The organism is Psychrobacter sp. SC65A.3, assembly GCF_025642195.1.
GTDB lineage: Bacteria > Pseudomonadota > Gammaproteobacteria > Pseudomonadales > Moraxellaceae > Psychrobacter > Psychrobacter cryohalolentis.
The window spans coordinates 504907-520104 of record NZ_CP106752.1; the positions used below are offsets into that span (position 1 = coordinate 504907).

Genomic DNA, 15198 nt, shown 5'->3' on the forward strand with positions numbered 1-15198 from the left:
TAGATGTGACAAAATATTACACAGAATTAGAATGAGATTGCCATAATACTTTTAGTGTCGATAAACACCCAAACAATATAGTTAATGGCTAATTTGTCGTTAGCGTCTTTTATAAAAGTACGATTATTTTTTCAACTTAAGAGGACATATTATGCGTAATACATTAATGGTTGCAGCAATCGCTTCAGGTTTGGCTCTTACTGGCTGTGTCACTGATCCTAACACTGGACAACAACGTCTTAACAAGTCTGCTATCGGCGCTCTAGCTGGTGCTGCAGGTGGTGCGACTATCTCAAAAGCGACTGGTGGTGATAAAACTGGTCGTGATGCTGCTATTGGTGCTGCATTAGGTGCTGGCGTTGGTTACTATATGGAGCGTCAAGCTCGTCAGCTTGAGCAACAAATGGCTGGTACTGGCGTAACGGTTAAGCCAAACGCTAACGGTAACATTGATCTGGTTATGCCAGGTAGCATCACTTTCTCGTTTGATGATGCGACTTTGAACAACTCATTTAAGCCAACGCTTGATAAACTTGCTGCGACAATGAATGAGTATAACCAAAACACCATCACTATTGCTGGTCATACAGACAGCAAAGGTACTGATGCTTATAACATGAAGTTATCACGTGACCGTGCTTATGCAGTAGCGAACTACTTAAGTGCGCGTGGCGTAGCATCTAACCGTATCAATGTTGTTGCTTATGGTGAGTCACGTCCTGTTGCTGATAACAATAGCGAATTTGGTCGTCAACAGAACCGCCGTGTTGAGCTGACAGTTAACGCACCACAAAGCGTTCGTTAATTTTAAATGATTAGCTAATAGTTAATATCGAAAAAAGGTCAGCATAAAGCTGGCCTTTTTTTTGTCTTGAATTTTGTCTTTCATTAAGAAATTATATTTGATAATAGTTATCAATAACATTATAATTCCCATGCATTTATTTTGCGGATAGCTATTTTTTCAGTTTTCAATAGCAAACTGATCATTGCTATTATCTATAATCAAGCTGTTTCAATGCCCGATACAGTGCTGGTTTCGCCTATTTTCATTACTAGTATCGATGTGAAAGATTTATCTTATCTCTTATTTATTTTGCAGCCCATCAAGGACATCTATGAATATCACGACAGTGACAAGCCGTAAAATCTTACCGACTACTTTAGCTGCTGCACTGACAGGGATATTGATGGTATCAGGTTGTAGCAAACAGTCTGATGAAAAAGCGACCACAGATGCACCAGTTGAAACCGCAGAGAAAACAGCTAGCAAAACTTCATCAGCTGCTGATAAAGCTCATATGGATCGCTTGCTTATCAGTTATGCGGATATGGCACATGCTGCATACAAAGATTCGTTAGAGATGGCAAAGATTTTACAGGGCGCCGTCAATACTTATATAGAAACACCAACGCAAGCCAATTTGGATGCTGCAAAAGCCGCTTATAAAGCCGCGCGCCAGCCATACTCACAGACTGAAGTATTTAGATTCGATGAAGGTTTTGTGACTGCCAACGACAATCGTAATATTGGTAGTACGGACAGCTGGGAGGGGCAGGTGAATGCTTGGCCTTTAGATGAAGCATTGATTGACTACGTAAGCGCTGACTATGAAGGCGAGTACAGTAGTAAAGACAACATCATTAATAGCGATAGCATTAGCGTTGGTAGCCTCAAGCAAGATACCAGTACCATCACGCCTGAGCTACTCGCAGAGATGAATGAGATTGGCGGTAGTGAATCCAATGTGACCACAGGCTACCATGCTATTGAGTTTATGCTATGGGGTCAAGATACCAATGGCGTCGCTGAAGGTGCTGGCAACCGCCCGTTCAGTGATTATCTAACGACTGATGGTCAATGCACTAGCGGCGAGAGTGTCAATCCTGACGCTAGTATCTGTGAGCGCCGCGGACAGTATCTAAAAGCAGCAACTCAACTACTGGTTGATGATTTGACCGCGATGGAAGCGCAGTGGCAACCTGACAGTGAAAACACCTTGCGTAGCGACATGATGGCACGTAGGGATAGCAATAGTTTGCGCCAAATTATGTATCAAATGGGCAGCTTAGCACTTGGGGAGCTTGCCTCTCAGCGCATCCAAGTAGCGTTCGTCACTGGATCTACTGAAGATGAGCATGAGTGTTTTAGTGACTTGACACACTTAAGCTATGCCAATAACGCTCGCGGTATCCAGAATGTCTTTAATGGTAGTTACAAAACAGTCGCGGGCAAAACCGTAGGTGGTTATGGACTGAAAAACTATCTTATCGATACAGGAAATACTGAAGCTGCTGATAAATTGGCTGCTGATTTTGCAAAAGTAGAAGCCGCCTTTAATGTCATTGTTGAAAAAGGTGAAAAAGAAAATATCAAGATTGATCAGATGATTGCCACTGTAGGACAGGCGAGTAAACATGGTGTTTCTGCTGAAGAGCAAAACAAGCGTCGCGGTTGGATTGAAACCAGTATCACAAGTCTGCAAGAGCTGACAGCTGGTATTGAAAATGCCGCAAAAGCCGTCGGTATTGACAATTTAGATGCAGATGCAGGTTCGCAGTTTTAATTGCTCACTAATTTACTGTCTTAACAGCAAGCATAGCAGTGATTGACATAGCATTGATCGATAATGCCTAATGAGTCGCTAACAGTGAATGAGACTTATTTTCATAAGAAAACAATATAGGTATAATGAACACGTTGTCAATTTTGCTTGGCAACGTGTTTTTTCATAGCGTATTAAAATAGCCAGATAAATCAGCGTGTCGCTGTCACTTATCGACTAGCAATAAAAAATTTTATAGCATGCGATTTTAATGGTTCTATACCAGAACTAAGGTACTCTATGCACGTCAAGAAAGGTTTTATCAGCAAACCACGCCCCATACTCCACTCTTCTCTTATATCCCAGTTTAAAACTGCCTCTGTCGGCATGTCTGCGCTATTTACCTTATCACTGGTATTAGTAGGTGCCTTGTCACTCAGTGCCTGTCAGCCAGTCAAAGACACTGATGATAATGCAGTCAATAAAGACAGCTTGCAATCAGAAGTGTTGACTCCTGAACGCCTCAGAACCATCGAAACACTCGCTGGCGTACCTATGCAGCAGCTTGCAAGCTTTGATCCGCAAGAAATCAAGCAAGGCGGTGATACTGGGATTAGTATTACTAGTAGTGAGAGCTACTCTAAACCTTCATCGAACATTACCGCATCTCGCAAAGGCTCGTTCTTTATTGGTAATGCGTTTTTCCGTCAGCCGTGGGTAATTGCACCTGCCAGTACGGATAGCCGTGATGGTCTTGGTGCGTTATTTAACGTCGCTGCCTGCCAGTCATGCCATGTCAAAGACGGTCGTGGTCATGCTCCTATGACTGCTGAGGACGATGCCGATAGTTTTCTGATTCGTTTGGCGATGCCAGCGACCACGGATAAACAGCGTCAGCAGTTAAAAGATTCACTTATTGAGAAAGTTGCTCATCCTATGTATGGTGGTCAATTGCAAGATCGCGGTATTCAAGGCGTGCCAGCAGAAGCAAGAATTGCCGTGCAGTGGACAGATAAACCAGTTACATTTGCCGATGGACATATCGAAACCTTGCGCGCACCAACCTTTAACTTGACCAATCCAGGGTATGGTACGTTTGATGATGAGATGATGGTATCGCCACGTGTTGCTTTACCTATGATTGGGCTTGGGCTACTTGAACAAATACCTGATGCGGATATTAAAAAACAAGCGGCTAGCAATCATAAAAACAGCAATGATATTAAGGGTAAATTTAACTGGGTCATGGACCCACAAACGGGTAAAGTTGGCTTAGGTCGGTTTGGCTGGAAAGCAGGGCAAACCAAGCTGATTACTCAAAATCAAAGCGCCTTTAATGAAGACATGGGTTTAACTTCAAATATCCGCCCACATGAATCCTGCACGCCAACACAAACCGCTTGTAATAATGCGATAACGGGCGCAGATGAGCAAGGCAATGGTAAGCCTGCGGTTGAAGTCAATGATGAGGTAGCAAAATTTGTAGAATTTTATACGCGTAATTTGGCAGTACCGCACCGCCGTAATGCAGAGGATAAGTTGGTATTAGCAGGTAAAAAACGCTTTTATGATATGGGTTGTCAAAGCTGCCATACACCAAGATATCAGCTGCCAAAAACCGCTGATGACCATCTTGAGCAGCATGGACAAGTGATTTATCCTTATACAGATCTGCTGTTACATGACATGGGTGATGAGCTTGCGGATCGCACTATTGCTGGCAAACTGCCGCCAAAAAACTTGCAGGTTGAGTTTTTAGCCAATTCTTATGAGTGGCGTACGCCCGCTTTATGGGGAATTGGACTCGCTCAAACCGTTGATCCGCAAGCGACGTTTTTACATGATGGCCGTGCCCGCACGCTGATGGAAGCGGTACTATGGCATGGCGGCGAAGCCAAAAAACAGCAGCAAAAAGTGCTGATGCTTGATAAACAGGGACGTACTGAATTGAGTGCGTTTTTACAGTCATTATAAGCGCCTGACTGTGTATTTTTTAATCTTTCAATGACAGATAGATAAGGTTATCCGCCTGAGAGCTCTGTCACTACGATACTGATACTCGACGATAACGATTGATAATATTACTGAGAACTCTATGAAAATAAACCATGCGCTAGCAATGGCGCTCTCGGCATTAAGTGCTGGCATACTTATTAGCTGCGTCAAACCTGCTGATGACAATAAAGCGGCTGAAGTAGATAGCCAAGTTGCACAAGACAGTGCTGAGCTGAAAACTGGCGAAAATGCTGCGGTTGATGGCAATACAGATAAGAATGTTGAAAAAATAGTCGCTGTCGATATCAGTGCTGAGACTGAAAAAACCTATTTGACCCATGTCGCTAATGAGATTGTCATACCTGCTTATGCTGACGCCGCGAAACAAAGTGATTTATTGCATGATTTGGCACAAAAGCATTGTCAACAAGCGCCAGTCAGCGGTGATGAATTGCAAGCGCTACGTGACCAGTGGCTAGTATTGGCACAAGCATGGGCAAGTGCTGAAATGGTCAACTTCGGTCCTGCTACCGCCAGTATGAGTAATCTTTATATCAATTATTACCCTGACGAGCGCGGTTTGGTACATAGCGGAGTGGCGGACCTTATCGCTGCCAATCCAAAACTGACCGCTGAACAACTTGCTAACGAAAGTGCCGTTGTCCAAGGTGTGCCCGGTTTAGAAGAGGTGCTTTATGCCAATGACAGCTTGGACGCTGGCCAGTGTGCGTATGTTATAAGCGCGAGCAGTGCGCTGAGCACACGCTTAAAAGCTATTGAGAAAAACTGGCAACAAAATGCGACTAAGCTATTAGCAATTGATAAAACTGCTGAAAGCGACCAAGGATTGAACCAATGGATTAATTCCCTACTGTCGTTGGTTGAGACGATGAAATCTAACGCCATTGATCAGCCATTAGGCTTGAGCGGTAAAGCCAAAGGTCATCTACCTGCTGCGACCGCAGAGCAAAGCCGCGCGATTATCAATGCAAAATTAGCGACTTTAAATAAAGCCATGACCGATCCGGTACTGACTGCTATCTTGGGCAGCAATAGTGAAAATAACGTGGCTGACAATCTATCGACTGCGCTCGCTGATACCACTACGTTATTGGCACAAATGCCAGAAGATTTAGCCACTGCCGATAAAGCCACGCAGCAAGAATTATATGATCATCTTACTAGCGTTACGCGCTTAATCAAGCGTCAATTGATTCCGGCACTTGGTCTCCGTGTCGGCTTTAACAGTAACGACGGTGATTAAATAATGGCTATTATCAAAGCGAGTCAAAAGGTCTCAGTGAATAAAAATCATAGGCAGTCGTATGCGCTAAAAGCAAAACCGTTTAGCCATGAGCTGCTGACAACCTCATTATTGACAGCGCTTGGTACGGCAACATTCGTCGGTATTCATCATCGTTATCGTAAGCAACGCCTAGCTGATGCTCGCCTGCAAGATTATGTGAGCGGTATTTATGCTCAATTGAATGCTGTGCAATCAGCTGCTACTGGTTCCAAGTCAACGCTTAGACGTTTGCGCTACGCCTGCCAGCAGGCAGCGTCAACGTGGCAACAAGCGTATCGCCTACCAATGGATGATAACCAGACTAGTAGCCGAGATTTGTCTGCGAATGATTTTAGGTCAATGCATACCACTACTATGCTGACTCGCCCTGTATACTGGGTCAGTGGCGTGGCTTCTATGCCAAAAGACATCTCACTGCTAAGTGAGAGGGATGAAAACGATTTTGGTGTAGTCGGTATTGATGCCGATAGACAAATCGTTTGGCAAACGACCATGCCTGAACGTGTCCATGATATTGTCGTCCAACCTGCCTTTGATTCTCAAAACACCTTTGTTAATCACAACCAAAATCGTGACGTTGTGGTCATGGGTCGTCGTCCTAGTGAAAAATTCTGGGTGCTTGATATTGCGACAGGACAAGTAAAATTTTTGATCAACGCTGCAAACAACCGTCATTTTTATGGTCATGCTTGCTATAGTTCAGATGGCTCAAAGTTATACGTGACTGAAAATGATACGCTAGTTTTAGACGGCAAAATCGGTGTTTATGATGTTAAAAATAGTTATCAAAAAATAGCAGAATTTGAATCGTACGGTATAGGTCCACATGAGCTCATTATGCATCCAGACGGTAAAACGTTGGTAATTGCTAATGGCGGTATCAAGACCGAGAGAGCATCGCGTGAAGAGCTTAATCTCGATACTATGCATCCATCATTGGTGTACCTAAACTGCCATAATGGCGATTTACTTGAACAAATTATGCCTGAGCATAATCAAATGAGTGTGCGTCATCTAGCCATGCACGATGATGGCACAGTGATGATAGGCATTCAGTTCCAAGGTGAAAAGCATATCAATGTGCCATTAGTATTGACGCATAAGCGCGGTGATATTGACTTTAAACCCCTTATTATGCCCAATAACCAATGGCAACGCTTCCACCAATATATCGCTAGCGTTGCGGTTGATAGTAAACGCAATTTACTATGTGTAACCACGCCAATGGGTGGCTGTGCAGCAATATTTGATTTAACGACTCGAGCTCTAATCAACTCTGTCAGTTTGGCAGATTGTGCAGGTGCTTCCGTTTATAGCCGTAATATATGCAGTGGTAACGATGTTGTTAAGACTAATATAGAGCAACAATCCGGTTTTATCGTTAGTGATGGGCAAGGTCAATTAACCAGATTAACGGTCAATGATTTAACAATATTAGACTCAGAACTAAAATCAGACGCTATCGCCAAAAATGACAATATCGGCACAGATAGCAGACGCCATACAATGTCTTTTGATAATCATTTGCAAGCACTATGATATGAATGTGACACCTGAGTACCATAGTCCTTTGTTGCAAAACACTATTCAATGTTTGTCAGAGGCAAGCATTGAATTACAAATAAGCAAAAAGCGGGTTAAAAATATTAATTTTCGCTTAAAGCCACATAAACTAATGGTGTCTGTGCCATCGTTTATTAGCTCAGCACAAGTCGCACAGGCTATAGCGAAGCGTGTGCCATGGGCGATAGAAAACCACCCACAAGTCTTAGAACAATATAAGCGCCAACAATTTCCTTCAAAGGCTGACAGCACCTTGCTATTGTGGGGGATAAAGCAACCATTCACCTTAAACCACGATAAAAAGATTGCCTACTATCGGCAGCAACTCTTTGAAGCAATGCCTACATTGTTTGATAAATGGCAACCGATTGTCGGTGCAACAGCCAATGAGATACGCCTAAAAAAGATGCATACGCGCTGGGGCAGCTGTAACACTCGCGCACGCCGTATTTGGCTATCCATCTATTTGCCTGCTTACCCTATTGAATGCACAGAATACGTCATCGTCCATGAGCTTTGTCATCTACATCATCCCAATCATAGTAGCGCGTTCTGGCAAGCAGTGGCGACTGCGATGCCTGACTATCAGCGTTGGCACGATATGTTGGCGGGTAAAGGTGGTCAGCTCGATTAGAGATAATACTTAGGTGGTTTCAGTAATGTCGATAAGCTTGATATGATAGATAATAACGATACAAAATGTGTTGTTTAATGAGTATATTATATAAACCGTGTTGAATAAGAAAATTAGAGAGACAAGGATGTTTTATGGAAAATGTCAATCAAGCGCAGTTTTGGCAGCAGCGTTATGAAGAGGATAGTATCGGCTGGGATATGGGACAGGTGTCATCACCGCTCAAAGCTTATATTGACCAACTGCCCGAATCTGCCAAAGACCAAGCGATTCTGGTTCCAGGGGCAGGTAATGCTTACGAGGTCGGTTATCTGCATGAGCAAGGATTTACCAATGTGACTTTGGTTGATTTTGCCCCTGCGCCGATTGCAGCGTTTGCTGAGCGTTATCCTGACTTTCCAGTTGAGCATTTAACCTGTGCCGACTTTTTTGAGTTATCGCCTGAGCAATATCAGTTTGATTGGGTGCTTGAGCAGACGTTTTTTTGTGCGATAAATCCATCACGCCGTGACGAGTATATGCAGCAGATGGCAGCATTACTGAAACCGAATGGTAAGCTGATTGGGTTGCTCTTTGACAAAGATTTTGGGCGAGATGAGCCGCCGTTTGGCGGTACAAAAGATGAATATCAGCAGCGTTTTGCGACTCATTTTAACATTGATATTATGGAGCCGAGTTACAATTCACACCCAGCACGGCAAGGCAGTGAGCTTTTTATCAAGATGCATGTAAAAGACTGATTTCACGCTTGATATTGTCTCGAGCTTGTACTTCGAACTGGTTATGATAATACGCTGTCAAATAAAGTACTGGGTGTGCGAGTAATTTCTGCAAGACCGCAATACGCCCAGTACGATAATCCTCGTTTGCTATATGGCGATACTCTTGACGCACCGCTTGTGCGTAGACCTGATATTCAGACCAAGGCGTACCCAAAATACTTAAATCCATATCTAAGAAATAAGCGGCGTCACTGACGGTATCGGTATCTAGACATTCATGCAGCTCATGAGTGGCTGTCATCATAATCAGTGCGTAGATATGTTGGCATTGCTCAGCACTCAGATATCCTTTTAATGCTTCTACCGCATATTCTGCACTTTTTAGTTCATTATCTGAGCGCCTTGGATCATAAATGATATCGTGATAATAGAGCGCCAAAGCGATAATATGCGGCTCATGCAGCTGATGCTTAATCTTTTCGAACTGCAAAAATAATTGCTGAATATGCTGCAAGCTATGATAAGCGCGCTGGCTTTCGTTATAGCGCACGGCGATATCTTGCCAAAGTGCTTTTAATATTGCTGGCTCAATAGCATTATTAATAGCCGTTAAATGCCACTCGAAAGTCGTCCCAAGCTCAGTATCTATTTGCGACAACCCGTCCATAGTTAGCCTTTATTTAATGACTGCAATCTATTAGCAAATGCTTACTTCTTACTAGCCGCATCTTCAAATGCTTGTTTAAAGAGCTTACCTAATAAATTAACATCATCGACGCGGGCATAATTTAAACGAGTGACAAAGGCGATATGACGATGCGGTCCTTCCTCGGCTAGTGGCACCGCAACTGCATTTTGATTTTGCAGATGCAGCTGGTCTAACGCCATCTCTGGCACTAATGTCGTCCCCATATTGGCAAGTGCCATTTGAATAAGTGTGTTTAAGCTGGCATCTGAAAAGCTGGATTTCATCTGCGCACGGTCAAAATGGCAGACAGATAGCGTTTGGTCAGTCAAGCAATGCCCTTCGCCAAGTAACATGAGATTTGCTGTTGCCAGCTCATCAGCGTTGATCGTTTTGAGCTTGGCATGTACATCATTTTTTGGGAAGACGGCAAAGAAGTCTTCGCTCCAAAACTCAAAACTATGTAAGCCATCTACCGCATAAGGTAGGGCAATAATAGCGGTATCAATATGTCCATAACGTACTTGCTCAAGCAAGCGTTCTGTTTGTTGCTCGACGATAGTCATACGAAATTCTGGATAGTGCTCACGCAGCGCAGGCAACACTTTTGGTAGCAGATAAGGCGCAATCGTTGGAATAATACCAACGGTCATAGGGTAGGCAAGCGGCGATTGATGGCTATGCGCGCGCGTGGTCAAGTCGTTGACTTCAGAAAACACCCGCTGCGCCCGCACCAAGATATCTTCACCGATAGGGGTGATCAAGACTTGTTTATTATTTCGCTCAAAAATCTGTGTATCAAGCTGTTTTTCCAACTCAGCGATACCCAAGCTCAGCGCCGATTGCGAGATATTGCAATCTTCTGCTGCACGTTTAAAATGACGGTGTTTGGCAACGGCTAAGGCGAACTCAAGTTGACGTAAAGTAATCATAAAACCTCTCTAATAATGAGTTTTTCATGTAATTTGTTTTACTTATTTATCTTGTGTACACTATCAATGTTCACTGATGTATAGATATAAAAAGTAGAGAGAATAGTTTAACAAGTTTAATAAAACAAAACATCACATTAAAAACTTTTAACTGGATTAACCATAGAATTCGCGTATAGTTTGTCAGGTAGCCCCGATAGTGTAAGGGTTAATAGATGCAAATCTATAAATAAATTTCAATTAACGAAACTTTAATCAATCAAAAAAAGGAGCCACTCATGGCGTCTATTATCAATCAAGAAATCCCAGAATTTTCAGCAGATGCGTTTGTAAATGGTGAATTTAAAACCATTACTTCAGAAGACGTAAAAGGCAGCTGGGCAATTTTCCTATTTTACCCAGCCGATTTTACCTTTGTTTGCCCAACTGAACTTGAAGACATGGCAGGTCATTACGACGAGTTAAAAGGTTTAGGCGTAGAAGTGTACTCAGTATCGACGGATACACATTTCACCCATAAAGCATGGCATGATTCTTCAGAAGCAATCGGTAAAGTAACTTACCCAATGATCGGTGATCCTACTGGCCGTATCACTCGTGGCTTTAACGTCATGATTGAAGAAGCAGGTTTAGCTGAGCGCGGTACATTCTTAGTAGATCCAGACGGCTTAATTCAAGTTGCTGAGATCCATGCTGGTGGTATTGGCCGTAGTGCAAAAGATATGCTACGTAAAGTAAAAGCGGCACAATATGTTCGTGAAAACGACGGCGAAGTTTGCCCAGCCGCTTGGGAAGCCGGTCAAGAAACGCTAAAACCAAGCCTTGATTTAGTTGGTAAAATCTAAGCAAATATTGCTTGGATAGTGTGAAGGCAGTATCTGCTTATTCATCATACTAAATGAAGTATAAAAAACCCCATTAACTTATGCTATGAACTGACCCCCAAATGTTAGACGGTTTAGTTTATATCAAGGACTGAGTTCTGTACTTAACAGGACTCAGTCCTTTTAGTTTGAGTTGAATTCTTTCATGATTATAGTAGTGAATATACTCATGAATCTGTTTCTCTAAACCTTCAATCGAATTAGGCTTTTCAATATAAATCGTCTCACACTTTAGGGTACCAAAGAACCCCTCCATGAGCGCATTATCCAAACAGTTGCCTTTTCTGCTCATACTTTGCTTAATACCATGCTGTTTCAGCACCTGTCCAAACAGTCTCATTTGATAATGCCATCCTTGATCAGAATGTAGCATGAGCGTCTTATCACGACACGCTTTCGTCTTTGCTAAAGCATCACCTAGCATCTTGCCAACTAAGTCATAAGTCGGTCTCTTTGAGAGTGTATAACTGACAATCTCATTGTTATAACAATCTAGTATGGGCGACAAATACAGCTTATCATCACCGACCTTAAACTCGGTAATATCGGTGAGCCAGCGCTTGTTCGGTCTATCTGCATGAAACTGGCGTTTTAAATAGTTCTTCGCAATCTTACCTTGTTGTCCTTTATAGGAGCGATACTTCTGACGTCTTATCTTTGCGCTAAGGGTCATGTCATGCATCAGCTTAGCAATGAGCTTATGGTTATGATGACAATCTAACTGCTTTAGCGCGGCCGTTATTCTGCGATAGCCATACCTGCCTTTGTGCTTATGATACAGCTTAGCAATACGCTGTTTTAAGTCTGCATATTTGTCTTTAACGTCAAACTGGCACCTATGGTAGTAAAAGACACTCTTAGCCATCTTAGCGATGTTTAGCAAAGCAGATAAAGGGTGCGCTTGTCTTAGTGCTTCGATGAGCCTTGCTTTTTGCCTGCTTGTTCCTCCGCTTTGAGCAAGGCATCGAGCTTTTTTAGGTAGGCGTTCTCTGCACGTAGGTACTCATTCTCACGCTTAAGCTCTGCTAAGGTTTTCTCATCATCTGGTTTGTCTGTGATAAAGGGTTTACTCATGGCGGTTCTACCTTTGGGTTTGGATATTAGGCCAGACATGCCTTGTTGTCGATATGCTTTGTGCCAATGACTGATTAGCGCCGGTGAGCTGATGTTAAATCTAAGTGCCACCTCAGATTGACTCAAATCATCTTTAAGCATGGTGGTTAGTACGTTAAGTTTAAACCCACTGCTGTATTTGGCCTTACTTGTCTTTGGCTTGATCGCGTCTATACCACCGCTTTGATATTGCTTAACCCATTTTTGTACAAGTTTCGAATCTACTTTAAACTTCTCACTTGTGGCAAGTCCGGTATGTCCTTGCCGATAGTATGCGATGACTTGCATCTTAAAGTCTAGATCGTAACGCATAAAAATACCCCCATAAGTTGTGTCCAACTTATGGGGGTCGGTTCACTAATGGGGTTTTTTCTTATCTAAATTTTATCATTTTTCATGATAGCTAATGGTCTAAATAACTATTAGTTAGGCATGAGATCCTAATTTATTTTTATCGATTATTTTATAAATCTCATCTTTTAGATGCAGCTTGCGCCGCTTCATCTGCTCGATTTCTTCTTCACGGCTAGCGTGCGTGACCATATCTTTATCAAGCTGATTGATTTGCTGGTCTAGCTGGGTATGCTCATCAAAGATAGTCGCAAAGTGACTGTCTTTTTGTTTAAGCTCAGCAATAATATCTTTGTTATCTTGCCATGTATCTGTCTTTCTCATCTTGTCATCCTTGTTATGAAGCGCAAGCTTGTATAAGCATCCGCGCATGGTCTTAAGATTGTTTTGATGAATTACTATAATTATGAGACTTAGATTTTATGGAACCGAACCGTTATTTAACTGAATAACGATGAGGCTTAATACCAGCGAATCTACTTTTAAAAAGTATGTTTGATAAACAGATTTATCGAATACTTGTAAAAGTAAATCTGCCATAACACGCATAGAATTCTTCTATCCGCTTCACTCGATTGTAGCGAAAAAAATACTTAGATACTATAGTTAGTATTGATTATCATTTAGAAGTAATTTTGGAATTAAATAAAAATATTGATTTATGATAGGTTTTATAAAACATAAGGTTTGAGTTTATCCGCTTGCTCAAAACCCTCAAACCTTTGATAATAGACGTATCAAAGGTTATATGCCGCATATAAATAGCAGTATTGGCATATGACTCTTACTCATTTAAACGCGCAGCACTGATGCTGACGTTACATATTCGATAATAACAAGGAACAATTATGATAGACCAAAGCTTATTAGATGCAGTAAAGAGCTATAGCGTAAATATGACCCGCCCAATCAGCTTTGTCTTAGGTAGTGGCGAGCATAGCAAGCGTGCTGAGTTGATTGATTTTTTGAGCAAAATCGCCGGTACGACAGATAAGATTAATTTTGACGCACAAGCTAACGATGACAGTTTGCCAAGCCCAATCAGTTTTAAAGTAATCAGTCACATTGATGGTGCTTTGACGGATACAGGTATTGTCTTTAGTGGTATTCCAGGTGGTCATGAGTTTACCTCATTGATATTGGCAATTTTACAGGCTGGTGGTCATACCTTAAAACTTGACGAAGGCATTCAAAAGCTGATTAAACGCTTTAATAAGCCACTACAGTTTCAAACTTACGTGTCGCTTTCTTGCCACAGCTGCCCAGAAGTTGTGCAAGCGCTAAACCAATTTGCGCTGCTAAACGATGACATCAGTAATGAGATGATCGATGGTGCACTATTCCAAGAGCAAGTAGAAGCGAATAATATCCAAGGCGTACCAGCAGTATTCTTAAACGGCAAGCCATTTGCTAATGGTCTGATTGACACGGCTAAATTGATTGAGAAGTTACAAGAGCAATTCCCTGATTTGTTAGCAGAAGCTGAAGATGATGCTGAACAGTTAGAGCAACAAGATGTGACGATTATTGGTGCGGGTCCAGCTGGGGTTGCTGCTGCGATTTATACCGCGCGTAAAGGCTTAAAAGTCACCATGGTGGCTGACCGTATTGGGGGGCAAGTAAAAGATACGCAAGATATTGAAAACTTAATCTCAGTACCTTTAACCACAGGTGGCGAGCTCTCGATGAACTTCGAAAAGCATTTGCGTGAATATAATATTACGCTTAAAGAGCACGTCAGTGTCAAAGAGATTAGTGAGACATCTGATGAAAATTATCGCATTCATCTAAATACCGGTGAGACCTTTGAGACGCGTAGTATTATCTTGGCGACTGGTGCGCAGTGGCGTAAGCTTGGGGTCGCTGGCGAAGAAGAAAACATCGGTAAAGGCGTGGCTTTCTGTGCGCACTGTGATGGTCCATTCTTCAAAGGTAAAGATATTGCCGTCGTCGGTGGTGGTAACTCTGGTATCGAAGCGGCATTAGATCTTGCTGGTATCGTGAAGCATGTGACCGTGCTTGAGTTTGCTGATGATTTGAAAGCGGATCAGGTATTGATTAATAAAGCCAAAGAAAAGGCAAATATCGATATCATTACCAGTGCAGCGACTCAAGAAATTAAAGCGACTGATGGTAAAGTATCGTCTATCGTCTATCAAGATCGCAATAGCAGCGAGAATAAAAAGCTTGATGTTGCAGGGGTGTTTGTACAGATTGGCTTGATACCAAATACTGGGTTCGTTAAAGGCTTTGTCGATTTAAACCGCTTTGGTGAGATTGAAATTGATGAGCGCTGCCGTACAGATCGCAAAGGTATCTTTGCTTGTGGTGATGTCACGACCGTACCCTTTAAGCAGATTAATATTGCGATGGGTGAAGGTAGTAAAGCGGCATTATCAGCTTTCGAATACTTGGTTATGCAGTAAGCCAGTCTTTAATATTTTCTAAAATAAAAAGCTCCGATATC

The 15198-nt window shown here is 42.4% G+C and carries 14 protein-coding genes; 9 read left to right on the forward strand and 5 right to left on the reverse strand.

Annotation, left to right across the window (positions count from 1 at the left end; genetic code table 11):
• The first annotated feature begins 151 nt into the window (after positions 1-151).
• From OEG80_RS12920 to OEG80_RS02165, 7 genes are all read left to right on the forward strand, one after another.
• Positions 152-805, forward strand: a complete 654-nt coding sequence (locus OEG80_RS12920) for an OmpA family protein (protein ID WP_011514402.1) — start codon at positions 152-154, stop codon at positions 803-805.
• Positions 806-1118: 313 nt separating this feature from the next.
• Entirely contained in the window at positions 1119-2567 is a 1449-nt protein-coding gene (locus OEG80_RS02140) for an imelysin family protein (protein WP_263241517.1), read from the forward strand.
• 279 nt (positions 2568-2846) lie between these two features.
• A complete protein-coding gene (locus OEG80_RS02145) occupies positions 2847-4520 on the forward strand; it encodes a di-heme oxidoreductase family protein (RefSeq protein ID WP_263241518.1) in 1674 nt (557 codons plus the stop codon).
• A gap of 121 nt (positions 4521-4641) precedes the next feature.
• Entirely contained in the window at positions 4642-5805 is a 1164-nt protein-coding gene (locus OEG80_RS02150) for an imelysin family protein (protein WP_263241520.1), read from the forward strand.
• A gap of 3 nt (positions 5806-5808) precedes the next feature.
• Positions 5809-7386, forward strand: a complete 1578-nt coding sequence (locus tag OEG80_RS02155; protein WP_263241521.1) for a DUF1513 domain-containing protein — start codon at positions 5809-5811, stop codon at positions 7384-7386.
• 1 nt (position 7387) lies between these two features.
• Positions 7388-8044 carry a M48 family metallopeptidase gene (locus tag OEG80_RS02160; RefSeq protein WP_263241522.1) on the forward strand — a complete coding sequence of 219 codons (657 nt, stop codon included), beginning with the start codon at positions 7388-7390 and terminating at the stop codon, positions 8042-8044.
• Between the two features lie 134 nt (positions 8045-8178).
• Positions 8179-8784 (forward strand): TPMT family class I SAM-dependent methyltransferase, encoded by a 606-nt coding sequence (locus OEG80_RS02165; protein ID WP_263241523.1) that lies wholly within the window; start codon positions 8179-8181, stop codon positions 8782-8784.
• Here OEG80_RS02165 and OEG80_RS02170 read toward each other — a convergent pair.
• Positions 8762-9433, reverse strand: a complete 672-nt coding sequence (locus OEG80_RS02170) for an HD domain-containing protein (RefSeq protein WP_263241526.1) — start codon at positions 9431-9433, stop codon at positions 8762-8764. The genes OEG80_RS02165 and OEG80_RS02170 overlap by 23 nt on opposite strands.
• A 41-nt stretch (positions 9434-9474) precedes the next feature.
• Positions 9475-10383 carry a hydrogen peroxide-inducible genes activator gene (locus tag OEG80_RS02175; protein ID WP_263241527.1) on the reverse strand — a complete coding sequence of 303 codons (909 nt, stop codon included), beginning with the start codon at positions 10381-10383 and terminating at the stop codon, positions 9475-9477.
• Positions 10384-10661: 278 nt separating this feature from the next.
• Here OEG80_RS02175 and ahpC point away from each other — a divergent pair, with 278 nt between their 5' ends.
• Positions 10662-11228: an alkyl hydroperoxide reductase subunit C gene (ahpC, locus tag OEG80_RS02180; protein ID WP_011514393.1), complete on the forward strand. Its 567-nt coding sequence runs from the start codon at positions 10662-10664 to the stop codon at positions 11226-11228.
• Between the two features lie 118 nt (positions 11229-11346).
• Here the strand turns inward: ahpC and OEG80_RS12955 are convergent, their stop codons facing one another.
• The 3 genes from OEG80_RS12955 to OEG80_RS02190 form a co-directional block, all read right to left on the reverse strand.
• On the reverse strand, positions 11347-12186 hold the full coding sequence (locus OEG80_RS12955) for an IS3 family transposase (protein ID WP_442792459.1): 840 nt from the start codon (positions 12184-12186) through the stop codon (positions 11347-11349).
• Positions 12174-12692, reverse strand: a complete 519-nt coding sequence (locus OEG80_RS12960) for a helix-turn-helix domain-containing protein (protein WP_442792446.1) — start codon at positions 12690-12692, stop codon at positions 12174-12176. The genes OEG80_RS12955 and OEG80_RS12960 overlap by 13 nt, the downstream gene beginning before the upstream one ends.
• A gap of 114 nt (positions 12693-12806) precedes the next feature.
• On the reverse strand, positions 12807-13055 hold the full coding sequence (locus OEG80_RS02190) for a YdcH family protein (protein ID WP_011514392.1): 249 nt from the start codon (positions 13053-13055) through the stop codon (positions 12807-12809).
• A gap of 524 nt (positions 13056-13579) precedes the next feature.
• Here OEG80_RS02190 and ahpF point away from each other — a divergent pair.
• The gene (gene ahpF, locus OEG80_RS02195) at positions 13580-15157 is read left to right on the forward strand and encodes an alkyl hydroperoxide reductase subunit F (protein WP_263241528.1); all 1578 of its coding nucleotides are present in this window, start codon (positions 13580-13582) and stop codon (positions 15155-15157) included.
• Positions 15158-15198: the final 41 nt, after the last annotated feature.